This window comes from Arthrobacter sp. TMS2-4 (assembly GCF_054511075.1).
Map to the genome: position 1 here is coordinate 262,125 of NZ_JBTNDI010000004.1, position 19,803 is coordinate 281,927.

Genomic DNA, 19,803 nt, shown 5'->3' on the forward strand with positions numbered 1-19,803 from the left:
TGCTAGCCCACCGCCCCTTCCATCTGGAGTTCGATCAAACGGTTCAGCTCGAGGGCGTACTCCATGGGCAGCTCACGCGCGATGGGCTCGATGAACCCGCGCACGATCATGGCCATGGCCTCGTCCTCGGGCAGCCCGCGGGACATCAGGTAGAACAGCTGCTCCTCGCTGACGCGCGACACGGTGGCCTCGTGGCCCATGGTGACGTCGTCCTCGCGGATGTCCACGTACGGATACGTGTCCGAGCGCGAGATGGTGTCCACCAGCAGCGCATCGCAACGCACCGTGTTGGCGGAGTGCTTGGCGCCGTCGCGCACCTGGACCAGGCCACGGTAGGCCGCCCTGCCGCCACCACGCGCCACGGACTTCGAGATGATCGAGGACTTGGTGTTGGGCGCGATGTGGACCATCTTCGACCCGGTGTCCTGGTGCTGTCCCTCACCGGCGAAGGCGATGGAGAGCGTCTCCCCCTTGGCGTGCTCGCCGACGAGGTACACGGCCGGGTACTTCATGGTGACCTTGGAACCGATATTGCCGTCGATCCACTCCATGGTGGCGCCCTCGTGGGCGATGGCGCGCTTGGTCACGAGGTTGTACACGTTGTTCGACCAGTTCTGGATCGTGGTGTAGCGGACGCGGGCGCCCTTCTTCACCACGATCTCGACGACGGCCGAGTGCAGGGAGTCCGAGGTGTAGATCGGAGCGGTGCAACCCTCGATGTAGTGCACGTAGGAGTCCTCGTCGGCGATGATCAGCGTCCGCTCGAACTGGCCCATGTTCTCCGTGTTGATGCGGAAGTAGGCCTGCAGTGGGATCTCCACGTGGACGCCCTTGGGCACGTAGACGAACGAGCCGCCCGACCAGACAGCCGTGTTGAGCGACGCGAACTTGTTGTCGCCCACGGGGATGATCGTCCCGAAGTACTCCTTGAAGATCTCGGGGTGCTCACGCAGCGCGGTGTCAGTGTCGAGGAAGAGCACGCCCTGGCGTTCGAGGTCCTCGCGCAGCTGGTGGTAGACCACCTCGGACTCGTACTGGGCGGCGACGCCGGAGACCAGGCGCGCACGCTCCGCCTCGGGGATGCCGAGCTTCTCGTACGTGTTCCGGATGTCCTCGGGGAGGTCCTCCCACGTGTTCGCCTGCTTCTCCGTGGAGCGCACGAAGTACTTGATGTTGTCGAAGTCGATGCCGGAGAGGTCTGCACCCCAGGCGGGCATGGGCTTGCGGTCGAAGTACTTGAGGCCCTTCAGGCGGAGATCGAGCATCCACTGGGGTTCGTTCTTCTTGGCGGAGATGTCGCGGACGACTTCCTCGCTCAGGCCGCGGCGCGCGTTGTCGCTCGCCTCGTTCTTGTCCGCCCACCCGTACTGGTAGGTCCCGATGCCCTCGAGCTCCGGGTTCTTCTCGAGGATGTCGCTGATCACCGACTCCGGCACTGCCGATGCTGGCTTGCGGTCTACTTGATCCGTCATCATGGCCTTCCTTGCTGATGGATGGATAACGTTGCTGGGCTGCTGGGCGGAACGGTGCCGGGATCCGTGTGCGCGGGTTCCGGGGTGTCCGGGCCGACGGGCGCGGCCGGAGCCGCCGTCGTCCGTCCCAGGGGAATGTGGGTGGTGCAGACGTGCCCGCCGCCCGCCAGGGTGGACAGCCGCCGGACGTCGACGCCGAGCAGGCGGGCGAAAACGCCGGTCTCCTGCTCGCAGAACGCCGGGAAGGCCGAGGCCAGTCCCTGGATGGGGCAGTGTCCCTGGCACAGCTGCACGCTGAGCATCACCGGTCGGGTCGTCGAGCCGGTCCGCGGTCCGTCGGCCTTCGGCAGGCCCACCGTCTTGGTGGAGCCGACGAAGCCGTCGCTGGTGAGTGCGCCGGCAAGGGCGTGGGCGCGCGCGGCGAGATCGGGGCCTGCGGCCTCGACGATCGGCCGGTACCGCTCCTCCATGCCGGAGAACCGTGTGCGGGCGAATTCCTCGATGGCTTCCGGGCCCGCGGTCTCCCCGAGCTGCGTGAGCGCCGCGACGGCGATGTCGAGGTAGTCGTTGCCGAGCCTCGACTGGCCACGCCGGCTCAGCACGTAGCGTCGCGCCGGGCGGCCCGCACCGGTGGCCGACCCGCGGACGCGCTTGACCTCGATGAGGCCGTCGGAGGAGAGGGCGTCGAGGTGGCGCCGCATGGCGGCAGGCGTGAACCCGAGGCCGTCGCCGAGCTCGGTGGCGCTGACCGGGCCGCGTTCCAGCACGGCCGCGAGGACCCGGTCCCGGGTGCGCTCGTCGGGGTCCGGGGAGACGATCTGCGCCGTGCGCAGAGGTGTCCGGGCATCGAGAGAGGCCGCCGCCGGAACGGTGGCGCGGGGTGGTGCGGTCACGATCCATTCCCTCCGTCGGCGACACAATACACAACACAAGCATGACCTAATGTATTCCGTGCCACCACTTAGGCGAGGCTACCCATCGGCGCCGTCCCCGCGCTTACTACCTGCCGTAGAATAAGCGGGTGCCGACATCTTCCCCAGCCCTCGAGATCGACGGTCTCGTCAAGGACTTCGGCCCGGTCGGCGCCCTCGACGGCCGGATGGTCCGCGTGCTCGACGGCGTCAGCCTGCGGGCCGAGCACGGCGCCGTGACGGTCCTCCTGGGTGCCAACGGTGCCGGCAAGACGACGACCCTCGAATGCGCGCAGGGGCTGCAACGCGCCGACGGCGGCCGGGTCCGCCTGCTCGGCGAGGATCCGTCCCGTGCCACGCCGCACCTGCGGGCGCGGGTCGGGGTGATGCTGCAGGACGGCGGGCTCCCGCCGTCGGTGCGCCCCCTCGCCCTCCTGCGCCATGTCGCGTCCATGTACGCTGACCCCCTGCCCGTCGCCGCCCTCGCGGAGCACCTGGGCCTCGACGAGTTCGGGGCCGTGTCCATCCGGCGGCTCTCCGGCGGGCAGAAGCAGCGCCTCGCCCTCGCCTGTGCACTGGTGGGACGGCCCGAGGTGGTCTTCCTCGACGAACCGAGCGCCGGTCTCGACCCTCAGTCCCGCACCATCGTGTTCGACCTCATCCGGGAACTCCGCGCCGACGGCCTGGCCGTCATCCTCACCACGCACCTGCTCGACGACGCCCAGAAGCTCGCGGACTACGTGTACATCCTCGAGGGGGGCCGCACCGTCGCCGAGGGTACGGTCGCCGAGCTCACGGCGGACACCGAGGCCGACGGCACCCGCGAACTGCGCTTCGAGACCGTACCCGGCCTCTCGTTCCCGCCCGACCTCCTCCCCCACCTGCTCCAGCGGGAGACGGAACCGGGACAGTACGTCCTCCGCGGACCGCTCACGGCAGACGACGTCGCCCGGCTGGCACGGTGGTGGCACGCCTGCGGCGTGATGCCGACGGCGATCTCCATGGCACCGCGTTCGCTCGAGGACGTCTTCCTCGACATCTCCGGACGGAGCATCCGATGACCCTCCACGCACCGGTCCCCGCCGGCACACCGGCGGTCCCGGCGACCGGCGGCGCCGCGGCCTCGCTGCCCGCGCGGGTCCTGCGCCATGGGGCGTACGAGGCCCTCACGATGCTCCGCAACGGAGAGCAACTCGTCCTCGCGATCGTGCTGCCGCTCCTCGCGCTCACGGCGCTCGTCCTGACCCCGCTGCTGGACGCCTACGGCTCGAGCAGGATCGACGTGGCCGCTCCCGGTGTCCTCGCCCTCTGCACCATGTCCACCGCCTTCACGGGCCAGGGAATCGCGACGGGGTTCGACCGCCGCTACGGCGTGCTGCGCTTCCTGTCGACGACGCCACTCGGCCGGTCGGGGCTGATCCTCGGCAAAGCGGTCGCCGTCGCGGTAGTGCTCGCCGTCCAGCTCGTGGTGATCGGCGGGGCCGCCGCGCTCATGGGCTGGACGCCGGACCCGGCGGGCATCCTGCCCGCGGCCGTGCTGCTGCTGCTCGGCTCGGCGGCCTTCACTGCGCTCGGGCTCCTCGTGGCCGGAACGCTCCGCCCAGAGGCGACGCTCGCGGTGACCAACCTCGTGTGGATCCTGCTCGCGGCCGCGGGCGGCGTGATCATCCCGGCGGCGAGCCTTCCTGCCGCCGCTGAACCGTTCATCTCGGTGCTCCCCTCCGCCGCCCTGGGCGACGGTCTCCGGAGCGCCCTGATGGGCGGCGTGTTCGACCCCATCGCGTGCCTGATCCTCCTGGCCTGGGCCGCCTTCGCCAGCCTGGCGGCCATCCGCTGGTTCAAATGGAGCTGACAGCATGACTCTTCCCGCGCTCTCCCGCCTCATCGACGGACTCCCCCGCACCACCACGCCGCTGGTGCGGCGCCTGGCCGTCGCCTCCCTCGTCTCGCAGATCGCCATCGTGGTGACCGGCGGGGCCGTGCGCCTCACCGCATCGGGGCTCGGCTGCCCGGAGTGGCCCCGCTGCACGGCGGACTCCATCGTCACCACGCCTGAGATGGGCTTCCACGGCGTCATCGAGTTCGGCAACCGGCTCCTGACCTTCGTTCTCGTCGCCATCGCCCTGGCCATGATCGTCGCCGTGCTCGGCATGCGCCGAGAGCGCAAGGACCTGTTCCGCCTGTCGATCGGACTCTTCCTCGGCATCCCCGCGCAGGCAGTCATCGGAGGCATCACGGTGTGGACGGGACTCAACCCCTGGGTGGTGGGCCTGCACTTCGTCGTGTCCATGATGCTCGTCGCCGTCGCGACGGTGCTCGTCAACCGTGCGCGCCTCGACGCCGGGCAGTACCGGACCGGGCGCGCTCCCGCCGCTCCGCCGCTGCTGCGCCAGCTGCTCCTGACCTCGACCGTGCTCACGTCCATCACCATCCTGCTCGGCGTCGTCGTCACCGGGTCCGGGCCGCACGCGGGCGATCACGGCGCCGCCCGGAACGGGCTCGACTCGGACCTGATGACGCGGATGCACGCCCTCCCGGTGTACCTGCTGGTCGCCACGGTCGCCCTCGCCGTCGTGGTCGCCTACCGGGCCGGGGTCCACGCCAAGCTGCGCAAGGCGCTGGTGCTGCTGGCCGTGATCGTGCTGGCGCAGGGGGCCATCGGGTACGCCCAGCACTTCCTCCACCTGCCCATCGCGCTCGTGGCGCTGCACATGCTCGGCGCGTCACTGCTCATGGCCGCGGCCATCCACGCGCAGTACACCGGGAGCACGAGGAGAACCCTGCCGGGGACACCGGCCGCGACCCGGACGCCGCAGGCCGTCTCCTAGACACGCCCGGCACCCGGGTCGGGCCCGCCCCGGGCCGCGCGCCGGAACGGTCAGTCGGCGCCGAGCTCGCCCTCGAGGACGTCGAGGAGCCGCCCGAGTTCACGCAGTTCGGAGCCCGGACTCGGCAGCAGGGGCGGGCGGGGGTCGCCTGCGGCGACGCCGCAGGCCCGGGCCAGGAGGTGCAGACCGCTGATCCTGCGCAGGCCCGCGACGTGGTCGACGAGGGGCGCGAGCACGTGCCGGATCCGCTCGGTCTCCGCCCGGTTCCCGGCGACGACGGACCTGCGAAGCTGTGCGTAGTAGGCCGGCAGGAGCGCGGCCGGCCCGCTGTGCCAGGCATCGGCCGCCACGTCCCCGGTCATCATCAGGAGGTCGCCGCTCACGCCGTGGCTGAACGGTGCCTGGACGAGTCCGGCCAGTTCGGCGTAGCGGGCGTTGAACGTCAGGGCGTCCGCTGCCGTGTCCTTGAACGCGACGACGTCCGGGAGTGACGACAGTTCGGCCACCACCTGCAGCGAATAGTCGAACTGCGTGGTACCCGGGTTGTTGTACAGGCAGATCGGCAGGTCCGTCGCCTCGTCGACTGCCCGCACCTGCGCCAGGACCTCGTCGTCGGTGAGGGGCACGTAGGAGACCGGGGAGAGCACCAGGCCGGCCGCCCCGGCCTCCTGCGCGTCGGTCGCGGACTCCAGCACCTCGCGCGTCCCCACCGAGCTGATGCCCACGGCCACGGGAAGGCGGCCGTCGACGGCCTCGATGGCGGTGCGTGCCACCCGCGCCCGTTCGCTGCGGTCCAGGTAGGCGAAGCTCCCGGAGGAGCCGAGGACCGTGACGGCGTCGACATCCGAGGCCGCGAGTCCGTCCACGAGGCTCCGCAGGTCCGTGAGGGAGACGGAGCCGTCCGGCAGGAACGGGGTGAGGGGGTAGGCGATCAGCCCGGTGAAGTCCATGGTTGCAAGCCTAGGGCCAGCAGCGCCGGAAGAGGCTGCGGATTCAGGGCGCGCGGTTCAGGGTCCTGCCCGACGATCGTGCCCTGCCGGTCAGGCCAGGACGGCGGGGCCGACGAAGGGATCGATGGCCAGGGCCAGGAAGAGCACGGTGAGGTAGCTGATCGAGCCGTGGAAGACCTTCATCGCGGCCTTCGGGTGCAGCTCCCCGCGGTGGGCGAGCGTGTACAGCCGGTGGGACTCGCGGAGGAACCAGGCGCCGCCCGCGACCGCGGCGACCGTGTACACCCAGCCCGCGCCGGCCGGGACCAGCAGGAGCGAGCAGGCCACCATGGCCCAGGCGTACAGGACCACCTGGACGGAGACCGCGCGGGCCCCGGCGATCGCCCCGAGCATCGGCACGTTGGCGGCGTTGTAGTCGTCGCTGTACTTCATGGACAGGGGCCAGTAATGCGGGGGCGTCCAGAGGAAGATGATCAGGAACAGCACGACGGCGGGCCACTCGACCGAGTTGGTGACCGCGGCCCAGGCGATGAGGACGGGCATGCAGCCCGCGGCGCCGCCCCAGACGATGTTCTGCGACGTGCGGCGCTTGAGGACGAGGGTGTAGACCACCACATAGAGGAAGATCGCCGCGACGCCCAGCAGGCCGGCGAGCGGATTGGCCCCGAACCAGAGCACCGCGATCGCCACGACGCCGAGGACCCAGGAGAAGACGAGTGCCTCCCGCGGGGTGACCTCACCGGTGACGAGGGGCCGGTTCTCGGTGCGGTGCATCAGTTTGTCGATGTCACGGTCGATGTAGCAGTTGAAGGCACCGGCGCTTCCCGCCGCGAAGGCGCCGCCGATCATGGTCGCCAGGATGAGCCCGACCGGGGGGAACCCTCCCTGCGCGAAGATCATGGTGGGAAGGGTGGTCACCAGGAGAAGTTCGATCACGCGGGGCTTGGTCAGCGCGAAATAGGCTTTCGCTTTGCGGCCGAAACCCTGACGGGCCTGCGGGGGACGTGCCGGAGCAGGAGCCTGCTGGGTCTTCACGTGGCAACACTTTCGTTTCTTCCGGAGTAAAAGACAAGGCCCATCATACCCTTTTACGCCCTGTAGAAATCGGGAGCGGGATCCCGCCCCGGCGCCCGGTCGTACGATCACGGACTGTGATCCAGGACATTGTTCGACTCGCACGTCCCCGCGCAGGCCGGACGGGATAGTGTGGGCTGGAAAGCCCGCTGAGGAAGCATGCCCGGAATAAGTGGTCCCGGTCACGTGCTGTTCTCGGTCGGAGTGGAAATTCGCAGCATTCAATGGTGAACGGCCAGTCCGACGGCGTGCCCGAGCACGACCCCGTCGCCGGCCGTTCCGGACAGGAAGGGGCCCGGAAACGTGCTACAGACGCAGGAGCAGGAACTGACATGGACCGAACTCGACCAGAAGGCGGTCGACACGGTCCGCATCCTGGCGGCGGACGCCGTCGAGAAGGTGGGCAACGGACACCCGGGAACCGCGATGAGCCTGGCGCCCGCGGCGTACCTCCTGTTCCAGAAGCTCATGCGGCACGATCCGTCGGACCCCGAGTGGACAGGACGCGACCGGTTCGTCCTCTCCCCCGGCCACACCTCGCTCACCCTCTACATCCAGCTCTTCCTCTCGGGCTACGGCCTGGAACTCGATGACCTGAAGGCCCTGCGCACCTGGGGCTCCCAGACCCCGGGCCACCCGGAGTACCGCCACACCAAGGGCGTCGAAATCACCACCGGCCCTCTCGGCCAGGGCCTCGCGACCTCGGTCGGCTTCGCCTACGGCCAGCGCCGCCAGCGCGGCATGTTCGACGCCGACGCCCCCGCGGGTACCAGCCCCTTCGACCACACCATCTGGGTCATCGCCTCCGACGGCGACCTGCAGGAGGGCGTGACGTCCGAGGCGTCCTCGCTCGCGGGCCACCAGGAGCTCGGCAACCTCGTGGTGCTGTACGACGAGAACCACATCTCCATCGAGGACGACACCGACGTCGCCTTCACCGAGGACGTCCTGAAGCGCTACGAGTCCTACGGCTGGCACACGCAGCGCGTGGACTGGACGAAGACCGGCGAGTACGTCGAGGACGTCGCGGAACTGTACTCCGCGCTCCTGGTGGCGAAGAACGAGACCTCCCGGCCCAGCATCGTGTCGCTGCGGACCATCATCGGGTACCCGGCGCCGAACAAGCAGAACACCGGAAAGATCCACGGCTCGGCTCTCGGCGCGGACGAGGTGGCCGCCCTCAAGGAAGCCCTCGGCTTCGACCCCGAGAAGCACTTCGACGTCGACCCCGAAGTCCTCGAGCACGCCCGCGGCGTCGTGGGGCGCGGCTCCGAGGCGCACAGCGCCTGGCAGGAAGGCTTCGACGCGTGGAAGGCCGCGCACGCCGACGAGGCCGCCCTGCTCGAGCGCATCCAGGCACGCACGCTGCCCGAGGGCTGGGAGGCGAGCCTTCCGACGTTCGAGGCGGGTAAGGACATGTCCACGCGTGCCGCGTCCGGCAAGGTCCTCACCGCGATCGGCCCGGTACTGCCCGAGCTGTGGGGTGGCAGCGCCGACCTCGCCGAATCGAACAACACGACCATCGAGGGTTCGCCGTCGTTCATCCCGGAGAGCCGCCAGACGAAGTCCTGGTCCGGCAACCAGTACGGGCGCGTCCTGCACTTCGGCATCCGCGAGCACGCAGCCGCTGCGATCGTCAACGGCATCGTGATGCACAGCAGCACGCGTGCCTTCTCCGGCACCTTCCTCATCTTCAGCGACTACCAGCGGCCCGCCGTGCGCCTCGGCGCCCTCATGGGCGTCCCGGCGATCTACGTCTGGACGCACGACTCCATCGGCCTCGGCGAGGACGGCCCGACGCACCAGCCGGTCGAGCAGCTCTCCTCGCTGCGCACCATCCCCGGGCTCGACGTCGTCCGCCCGGCCGACGCGAACGAGGTCGCCGTCGCCTGGCGCACCATCCTGGAGAACACCCAGAATCCCGCGGGCCTCGTCCTCACGCGCCAGAACATCCCCACCTACGAGCGGGGCGACGGCGCGGCCGAGGGTGACACGTTCGGTTCGGCGGAGGGTGTCGCGAAGGGCGGCTACGTGCTCGCGGAAGCGACCGGCGGCTCGCCCGACGTCATCCTCATCGGCACGGGCTCCGAGGTGCAGCTCGCCGTGGAGGCCCGCGCCACCCTCGAGGCCCAGGGGATCACGGCGCGCGTCGTCTCCATGCCGTGCCTGGAATGGTTCAACGCCCAGGACGCCGGCTACCGCGAGAGCGTCCTGCCCCGCACCGTCCGGGCACGCGTGTCCGTCGAGGCGGGCGTCGCGCAGAGCTGGCACGGGATCGTCGGCGACGCCGGGCGCATCGTGTCCCTCGAGCACTTCGGTGCCTCGGCCGACTACAAGACCCTGTACCGCGAGTTCGGCATCACGGCGGACGCCGTCGTCGCGGCCGCGAAGGACTCCCTCGAAGCGGCCGCCGCCGATCCGCTGGCACCCAACGGCTCCCCGGCCCTGCCGTCGGGCCACCGGGCCACCGAGACCGGCGACCAGCAGTAGCCCATCCGTTCTACCCCTCCAGACCCCTCCAGCACCCATCTTCCGCGGAAGCGGACAAGGAGCATTCATCATGACTACCCCCACAGCTGATCTCTCGGCCGCCGGCGTCTCCATCTGGCTGGACGACCTCTCACGCGAGCGCATCAACTCCGGTGCCTTCAAGCACCTCATCGAGGACCTGAACGTCGTCGGCGTCACCACCAACCCGAGCATCTTCGCGGCGGCCCTGAAGCAGGGCGAGTCCTACGCCTCCCAGGTGGGCGCCCTCGCCGAGGCCGGCGCGGACGTCGATCAGGCCGTCTTCGACATCACCACCCACGACGTCGCCCAGGCCTGCGACATCTTCGCGGCAGAGGCCAAGCGCACCAACGGTGCCGACGGCCGCGTCTCCATCGAGGTCGACCCGCGGCTCTCCCGCGACACCCAGGGCACGATCGCCGAGGCCAAGCGTCTGCACGCGAAGGTGCAGCGCACCAACGTCCTCATCAAGATCCCCGCGACGGTGGCGGGCCTGGAGGCGATCTCCTCGACCCTTGCCGCCGGGATCAGCGTCAACGTCACTCTGATCTTCTCCCTCGAGCGCTACCGCGCGGTCATCAACGCGTTCATGATCGGGCTGGAGCAGGCGAAGGAGAACGGCCACGATCTGACCAAGATCACGTCCGTCGCCTCGTTCTTCGTCTCCCGCGTCGACGCCGAGATCGATGGACGGCTCGACGCGATCGGTACGGACGAGGCGACGGCGCTCAAGGGCAAGGCAGGGCTCGCCAACGCCCGCCTCGCCTACCAGGTCTTCCAGGAGCAGTTCTCCTCGGAGCGCTGGCAGGTCCTGAAGAGTGCCGGGGCGAATGCACAGCGCCCCCTCTGGGCCTCCACCGGCGTCAAGGACCCGAACCTTCCGGACACGCTCTACGTCACCGGGCTCGTCGCGCCGAACGTCGTCAACACCATGCCCGAGAAGACCCTGGAGGCCACCGCGGACCACGGCGTCATCGAGGGCGATACCGTCACCGGCACCTACGACGAGTCCAACGAGATCCTGAACGGGCTCGACGCGCTCGGCATCTCCTACGACGAGGTCGTCGAGCAGCTCGAGACCGAAGGCCTCGACAAGTTCGTCGCCAGCTGGACCGAGCTCCTGGAGACCGTCCAGGGCGCCCTCGACGCGGCGAAGGGCTGATCCCGATGGGCTCATTCGCACTGACCGCGACCGGCGCCGCCCTCGCAGCGGTCGAATCGGCCGTGCCGGCACTCGTGAAGGAACGCTTCGCCTCCCGCCTGATGGCGAAGGACGCCACGCTCTGGGGCGCCGACGCCGAAGCGGAGGCGTCCGTGCGTCTCGGCTGGATCGACCTCTTCGACCGCTCGCGCGCGCTCCTGCCGGAGATCACGGCACTCCGCGCAGACCTCGCGGCGGAGGGTGTCGACCGGATCGTGCTCTGCGGCATGGGCGGATCCTCGCTCGCCCCGGAGGTCATCACCAAGGCCGCGGGTGTGCCGCTCGTGGTCCTGGACGCCACCGACCCCGACCAGGTGCGCGCCGCCCTCGGGGAAGATCTTGAGCGCACCGCGATCGTCGTGTCCTCGAAGTCCGGATCCACGGTCGAGACCGACTCGCAGCGCCGGGTGTTCGAACAGGCGTTCACGGACGCCGGCCTCGACGCCGCCTCGCGGATCGTCATCGTGACCGACCCCGGGTCGCCGCTGGACGAGGCGTCGAGGAAGGCCGGCTACCGGAAGGTGTTCAACGCCGACCCGAACGTCGGCGGCCGCTACTCTGCCCTCACCGCGTTCGGGCTGGTGCCGTCCGGCCTCGCCGGTGCGGACCTCGAGACGCTGCTGACCGACGCGGAGGACAGCGCGGAATTCCTGGCCGACGACGTCGAGGACAACGTGGGCCTGCAGCTCGGTGCCGTCCTGGGCGGCACCCTCCCGCTACGGGACAAGATCGTCTTCGCGGATGCCGGTTCGGGTCTGCCGGGCTTCGCCGACTGGGCCGAACAGCTCATCGCCGAATCGACCGGGAAGCTCGGCACCGGCCTGCTTCCCGTCGTCGCCGCCGTCGAAGCACCGGAGCTGGCCGATGTGGCGGAGGACGTCCTGCCCGTGCTCCTCGCCCCGCTCGACGAGGCCGCCGGCGACGAGCCGGCAGAAGGCACGCGCCTCACCGTCAGCGGCACCCTCGGCAGCCAGCTGTTCGTCTGGGAGTACGCCGTCGCCGTCGCCGGCCGGCTGCTGGGCATCAACCCCTTCGACCAGCCCGACGTCGAGGCCGCCAAGACGGCCGCACGGGGACTGCTCGACGCGCAGCCGGAGCCGGCTCCGGCCGCCTTCGTCGACGGCGCGGTCGAGGTGCGCGGCGATGCCGGACTCCTCGGCTCCTCGCGGACGGTCGCCGGGGCGCTCAGCGCGCTGCTGGCCACCCTGCCGGAGAACGGCTATCTCTCCGTGCAGGCCTACCTCGACCGCCACGCCCAGGCGGACCTCGAAGCGGTCCGTTCCCCGCTTGCCGCGGTCACGGGCCGGCCGGTCACCTTCGGCTGGGGGCCGCGCTTCCTGCACTCCACCGGCCAGTACCACAAGGGCGGCTCCCCCATCGGGGTGTACCTGCAGCTGACGGGTGCGGCCGGCGGCGACCTCGCGATCCCCGAGCGCCCCTTCACCTTCGGGGAGCTCATCGCCGCACAGGCCGCCGGGGACGCCCAGGTGCTCGCGGACCACGGGCGCCCCGTGCTCCGACTGCACCTGACGGACCGTGCGGCGGGCGTCGCCCAGCTGCGGGACGTCATCTCCGCCCTCGCCGCACCCGGCGAGGGCCACCACGGGAACGGGTGAGCATGCCGAAGAGCACCACGGCGAGAACCGCCAACCCCCTGCGCGATTCTCGCGACCGGCGACTGAGCCGGATCGCCGGTCCCTCGTCCCTCGTCCTGTTCGGGGTGACGGGGGACCTCGCCCGCAAGAAACTCCTGCCCGCCGTCTACGACCTCGCCAACCGGGGGCTCCTGCCGCCGAGCTTCGGCCTGGTGGGGTTCGGTCGCCGCGAGTGGTCCGACGAGGAGTTCGTGGAGCAGGTCCGGGAGTCCGTGACCCAGTACGCCAGGACGCCGTTCAATGAGACGGTCTGGGAACAGCTCTCGGCCGGCATCCGCTTCGTCCAGGGCAACTTCGACGACGACGACGCGTTCAAGAACCTCCGTGAGACCATCGAGGAGCTGGAACAGAGCAGGGGGACGCGCGGTAACCACGCGTTCTACCTGTCCGTCCCCCCGAACGCGTTCGAGACGGTGTGCCAGAAACTCTCCGAGCACGGCCTGGCCCAGCCCGACGACGGACAGTGGCGCCGCGTGGTCATCGAGAAGCCCTTCGGGCACGACCTCGAGTCCGCCCGCGAGCTGAACGCCATCGTCGAGGAGGTGTTCCCCCCGGACTCGGTGTTCAGGATCGACCACTACCTCGGCAAGGAGACGGTCCAGAACATCCTCGCGCTGCGCTTCGCGAACCAGCTCTTCGAACCGCTCTGGAACTCCAAGTACGTCGACCACGTGCAGATCACCATGGCGGAGGACATCGGGATCGGCAGCCGCGCCGGGTACTACGACGGCGTCGGAGCGGCTCGCGACGTCATCCAGAACCACCTGCTCCAGCTCCTCGCGCTCACAGCGATGGAGGAGCCGATCTCCTTCGACGCGGACCACCTGCGCGCCGAGAAGGAGAAGGTGCTCGCCGCCGTCGTCCTGCCCTCCGACCTCTCCGGCCGGTCGGCCCGCGGCCAGTACCAGGCCGGCTGGCAGGGCGGGGAGCGCGTGAACGGGTTCCTCGAGGAGGACGGCATCCCCGCCGATTCGGCGACCGAGAGCTTCGCAGCCCTCCGCCTGGACATCCACACGCGGCGCTGGTCCGGCGTCCCGTTCTACCTGCGGGCGGGCAAGCGGCTCGGCCGCCGGGTCACGGAGATCGCCGTCGTGTTCAAGCGGGCACCCAACCTGTTGTTCCAGGACCACAACGAGGAGGACTTCGGGCAGAACGCCGTCGTCATCCGCGTGCAGCCGGACGAGGGCGTGACCATCCGCTTCGGGTCGAAGGTCCCGGGGACGCAGACCGAGGTCCGCGACGTGACCATGGACTTCGGTTACGGGCACTCCTTCACGGAGTCCAGCCCGGAAGCCTACGAGCGGCTCATCCTCGACGTCCTGCTCGGCGAGCCTCCGCTCTTCCCGCGCCAGCAGGAGGTGGAGCTGTCCTGGAAGATCCTCGACCCGTTCGAGGAGCACTGGGCATCGCTCGGTACCCAGCCCGAGCCGTACGTGCCGGGTAGCTGGGGACCCGCCTCCGCCGACGAGCTGCTCGCAGCCGATGGACGAACCTGGAGAAGGCCATGATCGTGGAACTGCCCGACACCACCACCTCGAAGGTGTCGAAGGAACTCGCGGCGCTACGGGACCGCGGAGGCGTCGTCGCCCTCGGGCGCGTGCTGACGCTGGTCGTGATCACGCGCTCCGGGTACGAGGAGGAGGCGATCGACGCCGCGAACCAGGCGAGCCGGGAGCATCCCTGCCGCATCATCGTCCTGGCCGGCGAGTCTCCGGACGAGCCGACGCGGCTCGACGCGCAGATCCGGGTCGGCGGCGATGCCGGGGCCTCGGAGGTCGTCGTCCTGCGCGGGTACGGAGAACTCTCGGAGGAGAACGAGTCCCTCGTCGCAGGCCTCCTCCTGCCCGACGCGCCGATCGTCGCCTGGTGGCCCCACGGCATGCCCGATGCCGCGTCGCGGACCTCGATCGGCGGCATCGCCCGCCGCCGGATCACCGACTCGGCGAACGAGAAGGACCCGACGGCGGCGCTGTTCAACATCAGCAGCACCTACGCGGCCGGGGACACCGACCTCGCCTGGACGCGCCTGACCAACTGGCGCATCCAGCTCGCGGCGGTCGTGGACCAACTGCAGGGCGACCAACCCATCACCGCGGTCACCGTGGAGGGGGCCTCCGACTCCCCCAGCACCGTGCTGCTCGCCGCCTGGCTGACGAAGGCCCTGGACGCCCCTGTCACGATCGTCGCCGGCCCCACCGGGACCGGCTTGAGGCGCGTGCGCCTGACGCGGCGCGGCGGGGACATCGAACTGCACCGCCCCGACCAGGACGTCGCCGAGCTGTACCAGCCGCATCAGCCCGTGCAGCGCATCTCCCTGCCACGCCGCGGACTGCGCGACTGCCTCGCCGAGGAGCTGCGGCGCCTCGACCCCGACGAGGTGTTCGGCGAAGTCGTCACGGAGGGCCTTGCCCGGACCAACCTAAGGAGTGTGCGCACCAGTGAGCGCTGAACCGAAAGTCAGCATCCATCCAGGCCAGGGTTCGCTCGCGGCCGCCGTCGCCGCCCGGCTGATCACCCGGCTCGTGGACGTACAGAACGAGCGGGGCACCGCGACCGTGGTCCTCACGGGTGGCTCGATCGGCACGGCTGCCCTCGAGGCCGTGGTGGAGTCCCCGGCGCACACCGCGGTGGACTGGGCCAACGTCCACTTCTGGTGGGGCGACGAGCGGTTCCTGCGGGCCGAGGACCCGGAGCGCAACGCCGTCCAGGCGCGTGCGGCCCTCCTGGACCGCATCGCCGTCGACCCCGTGAAGATCCACGAGTTCGGGTCCAAGGACGAGTTCAGCGACGAGGACGCGGCGGCCGTCGACTACGCCGGGCAGCTCGCGGCCGCCGCGCAGGCGGAGCTCGCCGCGGACGAGGACATCGAGCAGCCCGATCCCCGGCTGCCCCGCTTCGACGTCCTCCTCCTGGGCGTCGGACCGGACGCGCACGTCGCGTCGCTCTTCCCCGAGATGGCGGGGATCCGTACACGCGGCACGACGACGGTCGGGGTCCCCGATGCGCCGAAGCCTCCGCCGCAGCGCATCTCGTTGACCCTCGAGGCGATCAACACGGCGCAGGAGGTGTGGCTGGCGGTGAGCGGCAGCGACAAGGCCGGCGCTGTGGGCCTGGCGCTGGCAGGGGCCGGGCACGTCCAGGTTCCCGCCGCCGGCGCCAGGGGCCTGAAGAGGACCCGCTGGCTGATCGACCAGGACGCGGCCCAGAAGCTGCCCGGGCGCCTCATCGACCACGACGACGAGACGACCGACTGACCGCATCGCGGCTCTTTCTGAGGATGCAGTCGGGTCAGAGCTGCCAGGGAAGCTGTCTTCATCGAGTGACACGACGACTGAGACGTTTCACAGGGGGACGACTCTCCGAGACGAACGTCTCCGCAGAAGGCCGGGCGCTTCTGGGTGTTACCGGTTCAGGTGCGGGACCAGTGTGTGGCAGCAGCGAGTACAGCGGTAGCGGCGAGTGTGGCGCGCACTGTATTCGCGGTGGTCCAGCGGTGGCTGTATTCGTTCCAGAAGGTTGAACCGTCTCGTTCGAGCCGCCGGTTAAGTGGAACGTTGACGGCCACCGTGACGATTGTGCTCGCCAGGGATGCCCCCGCGACGACCAGTTCGATGATATTTCCTCGGGGTGCTGCGGTGATGGCCAAGCCCGTGGCTGCCACGGCGGCGGATCCAAAGATCACGATGAAGGGTCCACGTTCTGCCTTCCTGTTGATCTGGATCATTGCGGCGGTGGCGCTTTTGTCGTCGAGGCGCCGTAGCGCGGGAATGACCATTGCGGAGAAAGCTGCGTATACGCCGCTGAGGAGACCTGCGCCCACGACTGTGGCGACCTGGATCACGACCAACCTCCGGCTTCAACGGTGCGCTGCGCGTATGTCTGCAGGGATGAGGGCTGACGATCGAGGAGGGTCTGGATTCCATCAGTAAGTGAAGCGTTGCGGCCGTCGAGGATGTCCGTGAAGAGGTGTGCCAGTGGTTCGGCTTCTTGGGCTGGTATCCCGTCGGCGGCGAGATCTTCCACGAAGGTCGGCACATCGACCGATTCGAAGGTCACCGGCCTGCGACATACTTCAGTGAGGATTTCAGCTGCCTGAGCGAAGGTCAGCAGCTCCGGGCCCGATAGCTCGTAGGTAGCATCCAGTGGGGCTGAGCGCGTAAGGGCCAGCACCGCGGCGTCGGCGACGTCGTCGAGATCAACAAAGGCTTCTGGTACATCAGGTGCTGGCAGCCGCAGCCGACCGCGACGAACGGGTCCAGCAAGGAAGTGTTCGGAGAAGTTCTGCTGGAACCAGGAACAGCGCAACACGGTGGTTGGCACCCCGCCCGCGCGCAGGGCTCCCTCGCTCGCTCTCGCGCCTTCCTCGCCTCGGCCCGAGAGCAGCACGAGCCGCTTGAGTCCTTCCTCTGCTGCCAGAACACCGAGGGCTTCCATCTTTGCGGGAACTCCGGGAAAAGCGAGGTCGGGAGTGAAGCAGACATAGGCTGCCGTGGTGCCACGGACGGTGCTCACCCAGGTCTCACGGTTCTCCCAGTCGAAACCAGTTCTACGTGATGCGAATCGGACCGGCACAGCGGTAGCGGTCAGACGGTCGAAGACGCGGGAACCGGAACGTCCGGGCCCGCCGAGAATGAGAGTAGTCATAACCCAAGTACATACGCGCGTGGCTAGACGTGGAATGGTTCAGGCTATGGATTTGCTTCGTCATCGTCTAGGTTTCTGAGCATGGACCCCTTGACGCATTTCCTGGACGGCCCTCGCGCTATGGGTGCTTTCGCCCTGGCAATGCACATGAGTGCCCCTTGGGGTGTCCGCGTCGACGATCGCGCCGCCCTGACCATCGTTGCTGTCACTCGGGGCCGGGCTCGGGTCGATGAGATGCTGTTGACCGTAGGTGACGTCGCCCTGATTCGCGGGCCAGAGCCATACAGTGTGACTGACGACGTCGCGAGCGTGCCCTCCATCAGGATCGGTCCCGGTCAGCAGTGCACCACTGTTGATGGCCGCGACCTCCGGGATGAATTCCGACACGGGGTCAGGCGCTGGGGCAACACCTCGGATGGAGAGACATCGCTTCTGGTTGGCACGTATGAGCGTCCGGACGAGGCTGGTGGCCTCATCAATCGCGCCCTTCCCCGACTGCTCGTTGTGCCGCAGGAAAGGGCCGACGGCGCTCTCCTTGCTCTGCTCGAGCGCGAAGTTGCTAATGATGACCCCGCGTCTCAGGTGGTGATTGATCGTCTTCTCGATATCCTCGTGGTCAGTACCATCCGGAGCTGGATCGACGACTCAGACCGCCCTCGGACACCGACCTGGCTCACGTGCAAGGACCCTTTGGTGAAGCATGCCCTCGAGTGTCTTCATGCCGAACCCGAAGCACCATGGACCGTAGAACTCCTTGCCCGCCAAGTGAACACTTCCCGCGCATCCCTTGCCGCCCGCTTCCGCTCCGATGTAGGCGAACCACCCATGACCTATCTCACCCGCTGGCGCCTCACCTTAGCCGGAGACCTACTCCATTCCCTCGACACCACGGTCGAGGACGTCGCCCGCAGCGTTGGATACAACAACGCTTACGCCTTCAGCACTGCCTTCAAACGTCAAGTGGGCGCAACACCATCAGAGTTCCGTCGACACCGCCCCACGCTATCCCCGAACTACTGACCGGATACCTCACATGATCACCAACAACCACTGACATCACGCACGTGAGGGGATCCCTGGGTTCTTGCGATGATTGCAACACTTAGTGAATGGGTGTTGATATGGCGGGCTATTCGATCTTTACGAGGCCGGATCTGCTGCCGGTGTTCTGGGCGGGCATGCAGGCTGGTGATTCCACCACGGATGCTGTCATTCCCGGGATCAACGGTGAGAAGCTCATGAACCTTGACAGGTCAGGAATCGAGTGGCGACGGACCCGCGACTGCCGGAGGATCAACGAACCGGCGAGAGGGTCTACGCCCGCAACGACATCGACCGCGGGCACCTCGTCCGCCGGGCCTCAGCCGTCTGGGCGACACCCGAGCCGAAGTGGCGACCGCGAACGAGGACACCTTCCACCACACCAACGCTGCCCCGCAGGCGGCAAAGTTCAACCAGGGCCTTGAGCTGTGGCTGGACCTGGAAACCTACCTGCTGGAAAACGCAGCCGACCACGGTCGGCGCCACCTCCGTCGCCTGGCCCTGATCCCCGCTCTCGTCGTGGGTAGTCAGGCTCGAACAGGCGGCTCCCATCGGTCATGCCTCTCCTCCGTTTCCATTGTCCATATCTACGTGCCTATATCTAGGTGCCCATCGAAGACAGGGGTTCCCGGGGGCCGTGGGTCATCGCGACCTGTCAGAATCCGGCTTCCGATTAGCAGCAACCCGGCCCCACGGAATGCAGTCGGGCGCGTTCTTATGAGTTGTCCTTCCGTGGGGCATCGGGCGCCGGTCCGAAGATCGACAGGAGTGCGTCGATTTCCTGGTGCGCGAGGCTCGGGTGGCGGAAGTGCTGGTGCGCGTTGATGACGTACCGGGTGCGCCGTCCTTCCTTGATGCGCTGCAGGTACCCTGCGTCCTCGAGGTCTTTGAGGATGTGCAGGGTGGCCCTTCCTGATATCCCGACCCTGGTGGCGATGTCGTGAACCAGAGCGGTGGGGTCCGCGGCCACCACGATCAGGACGTGCCCGTGATTGGTGAGGAACGTCCACGGGTGGGCGCCAGCCCCCAGTCGGGACGGTGCCGGCAGGGACGGCGCATCCTGGTTCCCGTCGCCGTTCTCGAATGAAGTGCTCATCTGATCCTCCCGGTTCCGCCTCACTCTGTCTGATCTCACTCTGTCTGATCCTGCGCGCCGGGTACTGCTAGGAGCGCTTCCGCGGGGGTTTACCGCCGCCGGTGAGCTCGTCGGAGTCGAGGTCGCGCATCGGGTGAGGCGTCCGGCGTGCGACCACCTCAACTTCGTCGTCGATCACGTCGTGGTCTCTGTTGGTCGAGGGCCGGCGCCTGCTCCGGAGGGGTTGGAGGGCGGCGATCTCCTCCGCCCCGGCCGTCCGGAAGGGCGCGACGGCCGGTGCCGGCGGTGCGTGGCGTTCCTGGCCGCGGGTCGTGATGAGGCTCGCGACGACGGCGATGGTGAGGATGGTGGTGATGACCGCGAGGGAGATCGGCGTCGGGATGTAGTAGAGATCGATCTTGAGGGCCATCTTGATGCCCACCC

18 protein-coding genes and 2 pseudogenes are annotated in these 19,803 nt (G+C 68.8%); 12 read left to right on the top strand and 8 right to left on the bottom strand.

What is annotated here, in order from left to right; all coding sequences use genetic code 11:
* Positions 1 to 2: 2 nt before the first annotated feature.
* Together sufB and ACX80F_RS08225 are read right to left on the bottom strand one after the other, a co-directional pair.
* Positions 3 to 1,472, bottom strand: a complete 1,470-nt coding sequence (gene sufB / locus ACX80F_RS08220; protein WP_459335890.1) for a Fe-S cluster assembly protein SufB — start codon at positions 1,470 to 1,472, stop codon at positions 3 to 5.
* Positions 1,472 to 2,305 (bottom strand): helix-turn-helix transcriptional regulator, encoded by an 834-nt coding sequence (locus ACX80F_RS08225; protein WP_459335918.1) that lies wholly within the window; start codon positions 2,303 to 2,305, stop codon positions 1,472 to 1,474. The genes sufB and ACX80F_RS08225 overlap by 1 nt, the downstream gene beginning before the upstream one ends.
* A gap of 188 nt (positions 2,306 to 2,493) precedes the next feature.
* Here ACX80F_RS08225 and ACX80F_RS08230 point away from each other — a divergent pair, with 188 nt between their 5' ends.
* The 3 genes from ACX80F_RS08230 to ACX80F_RS08240 are packed head-to-tail and all read left to right on the top strand — an operon-like array spanning position 2,494 to position 5,211.
* A complete protein-coding gene (locus ACX80F_RS08230) occupies positions 2,494 to 3,444 on the top strand; it encodes an ABC transporter ATP-binding protein (RefSeq protein ID WP_459335891.1) in 951 nt (316 codons plus the stop codon).
* Positions 3,441 to 4,235: an ABC transporter permease gene (locus tag ACX80F_RS08235; RefSeq protein WP_459335892.1), complete on the top strand. Its 795-nt coding sequence runs from the start codon at positions 3,441 to 3,443 to the stop codon at positions 4,233 to 4,235. The genes ACX80F_RS08230 and ACX80F_RS08235 overlap by 4 nt, the downstream gene beginning before the upstream one ends.
* Positions 4,236 to 4,239: 4 nt before the next feature.
* The gene (locus tag ACX80F_RS08240; RefSeq protein ID WP_459335893.1) at positions 4,240 to 5,211 is read left to right on the top strand and encodes a COX15/CtaA family protein; all 972 of its coding nucleotides are present in this window, start codon (positions 4,240 to 4,242) and stop codon (positions 5,209 to 5,211) included.
* Positions 5,212 to 5,261: 50 nt separating this feature from the next.
* Here ACX80F_RS08240 and ACX80F_RS08245 read toward each other — a convergent pair whose 3' ends face one another.
* Complete coding sequence (locus ACX80F_RS08245) at positions 5,262 to 6,161, bottom strand: dihydrodipicolinate synthase family protein (protein WP_459335894.1); 900 nt, start codon at positions 6,159 to 6,161, stop codon at positions 5,262 to 5,264.
* 90 nt (positions 6,162 to 6,251) lie between these two features.
* Entirely contained in the window at positions 6,252 to 7,196 is a 945-nt protein-coding gene (locus ACX80F_RS08250) for a heme o synthase (RefSeq protein ID WP_459335895.1), read from the bottom strand.
* A 342-nt stretch (positions 7,197 to 7,538) separates the two neighbouring features.
* Here ACX80F_RS08250 and tkt point away from each other — a divergent pair, with 342 nt between their 5' ends.
* The 6 genes from tkt (at position 7,539) to pgl (ending at position 15,853) form a co-directional block, all read left to right on the top strand.
* Complete coding sequence (tkt, locus tag ACX80F_RS08255) at positions 7,539 to 9,725, top strand: transketolase (protein ID WP_459335896.1); 2,187 nt, start codon at positions 7,539 to 7,541, stop codon at positions 9,723 to 9,725.
* A 70-nt stretch (positions 9,726 to 9,795) separates the two neighbouring features.
* Positions 9,796 to 10,905, top strand: coding sequence for a transaldolase (tal, locus tag ACX80F_RS08260; RefSeq protein WP_459335897.1), 1,110 nt, complete (start codon positions 9,796 to 9,798; stop codon positions 10,903 to 10,905).
* 5 nt (positions 10,906 to 10,910) lie between these two features.
* Entirely contained in the window at positions 10,911 to 12,560 is a 1,650-nt protein-coding gene (locus ACX80F_RS08265; RefSeq protein WP_459335898.1) for a glucose-6-phosphate isomerase, read from the top strand.
* Between the two features lie 2 nt (positions 12,561 to 12,562).
* Positions 12,563 to 14,107: a glucose-6-phosphate dehydrogenase gene (gene zwf, locus ACX80F_RS08270; protein ID WP_459335899.1), complete on the top strand. Its 1,545-nt coding sequence runs from the start codon at positions 12,563 to 12,565 to the stop codon at positions 14,105 to 14,107.
* Positions 14,104 to 15,048, top strand: coding sequence for a glucose-6-phosphate dehydrogenase assembly protein OpcA (locus ACX80F_RS08275; protein WP_459335900.1), 945 nt, complete (start codon positions 14,104 to 14,106; stop codon positions 15,046 to 15,048). Before zwf ends, ACX80F_RS08275 begins: the two co-directional genes overlap by 4 nt.
* On the top strand, positions 15,038 to 15,853 hold the full coding sequence (gene pgl, locus ACX80F_RS08280; protein ID WP_459335901.1) for a 6-phosphogluconolactonase: 816 nt from the start codon (positions 15,038 to 15,040) through the stop codon (positions 15,851 to 15,853). Before ACX80F_RS08275 ends, pgl begins: the two co-directional genes overlap by 11 nt.
* 155 nt (positions 15,854 to 16,008) lie before the next feature.
* On the opposite strand, the gene ACX80F_RS08285 is transcribed toward pgl, so the two are convergent.
* Positions 16,009 to 16,440: an anthrone oxygenase family protein gene (locus ACX80F_RS08285; protein WP_459335902.1), complete on the bottom strand. Its 432-nt coding sequence runs from the start codon at positions 16,438 to 16,440 to the stop codon at positions 16,009 to 16,011.
* Complete coding sequence (locus ACX80F_RS08290; protein ID WP_459335903.1) at positions 16,437 to 17,243, bottom strand: Rossmann-fold NAD(P)-binding domain-containing protein; 807 nt, start codon at positions 17,241 to 17,243, stop codon at positions 16,437 to 16,439. The genes ACX80F_RS08285 and ACX80F_RS08290 overlap by 4 nt, the downstream gene beginning before the upstream one ends.
* Before the next feature lie 81 nt (positions 17,244 to 17,324).
* On the opposite strand from ACX80F_RS08290, the gene ACX80F_RS08295 reads away from it, so the two are divergent.
* From ACX80F_RS08295 to ACX80F_RS08305, 3 genes and pseudogenes are all read left to right on the top strand, one after another.
* Positions 17,325 to 18,263: an AraC family transcriptional regulator gene (locus ACX80F_RS08295; protein WP_459335904.1), complete on the top strand. Its 939-nt coding sequence runs from the start codon at positions 17,325 to 17,327 to the stop codon at positions 18,261 to 18,263.
* Between the two features lie 244 nt (positions 18,264 to 18,507).
* A pseudogene (locus ACX80F_RS08300) lies at positions 18,508 to 18,570 on the top strand (hypothetical protein); the annotation flags it as partial.
* 62 nt (positions 18,571 to 18,632) lie between these two features.
* A complete protein-coding gene (locus tag ACX80F_RS08305) occupies positions 18,633 to 19,109 on the top strand; it encodes a DNA/RNA non-specific endonuclease (RefSeq protein WP_459335905.1) in 477 nt (158 codons plus the stop codon).
* Here the strand turns inward: ACX80F_RS08305 and ACX80F_RS08310 are convergent.
* Complete coding sequence (locus tag ACX80F_RS08310; RefSeq protein WP_459335906.1) at positions 19,000 to 19,380, bottom strand: helix-turn-helix transcriptional regulator; 381 nt, start codon at positions 19,378 to 19,380, stop codon at positions 19,000 to 19,002. The genes ACX80F_RS08305 and ACX80F_RS08310 overlap by 110 nt on opposite strands.
* A gap of 67 nt (positions 19,381 to 19,447) precedes the next feature.
* Positions 19,448 to 19,803, bottom strand: a pseudogene (locus tag ACX80F_RS08315) (hypothetical protein); the annotation flags it as partial.

What these genes read in the sequence shown, in the direction of transcription:
- tal (WP_459335897.1), top strand. Translation starts at nt 9,796, where the DNA reads ATGACTACCCCCACAGCTGATCTCTCGGCCGCCGGCGTCTCCATCTGG.
- ACX80F_RS08275 (WP_459335900.1), top strand. Translation starts at nt 14,104, where the DNA reads ATGATCGTGGAACTGCCCGACACCACCACCTCGAAGGTGTCGAAGGAA.
- ACX80F_RS08235 (WP_459335892.1), top strand. Translation starts at nt 3,441, where the DNA reads ATGACCCTCCACGCACCGGTCCCCGCCGGCACACCGGCGGTCCCGGCG.
- ACX80F_RS08245 (WP_459335894.1), bottom strand. Translation starts at nt 6,161, where the DNA reads ATGGACTTCACCGGGCTGATCGCCTACCCCCTCACCCCGTTCCTGCCG.
- sufB (WP_459335890.1), bottom strand. Translation starts at nt 1,472, where the DNA reads ATGACGGATCAAGTAGACCGCAAGCCAGCATCGGCAGTGCCGGAGTCG.
- ACX80F_RS08265 (WP_459335898.1), top strand. Translation starts at nt 10,911, where the DNA reads ATGGGCTCATTCGCACTGACCGCGACCGGCGCCGCCCTCGCAGCGGTC.
- zwf (WP_459335899.1), top strand. Translation starts at nt 12,563, where the DNA reads ATGCCGAAGAGCACCACGGCGAGAACCGCCAACCCCCTGCGCGATTCT.
- ACX80F_RS08240 (WP_459335893.1), top strand. Translation starts at nt 4,240, where the DNA reads ATGACTCTTCCCGCGCTCTCCCGCCTCATCGACGGACTCCCCCGCACC.
- ACX80F_RS08310 (WP_459335906.1), bottom strand. Translation starts at nt 19,380, where the DNA reads ATGAGCACTTCATTCGAGAACGGCGACGGGAACCAGGATGCGCCGTCC.
- ACX80F_RS08295 (WP_459335904.1), top strand. Translation starts at nt 17,325, where the DNA reads ATGGACCCCTTGACGCATTTCCTGGACGGCCCTCGCGCTATGGGTGCT.
- ACX80F_RS08290 (WP_459335903.1), bottom strand. Translation starts at nt 17,243, where the DNA reads ATGACTACTCTCATTCTCGGCGGGCCCGGACGTTCCGGTTCCCGCGTC.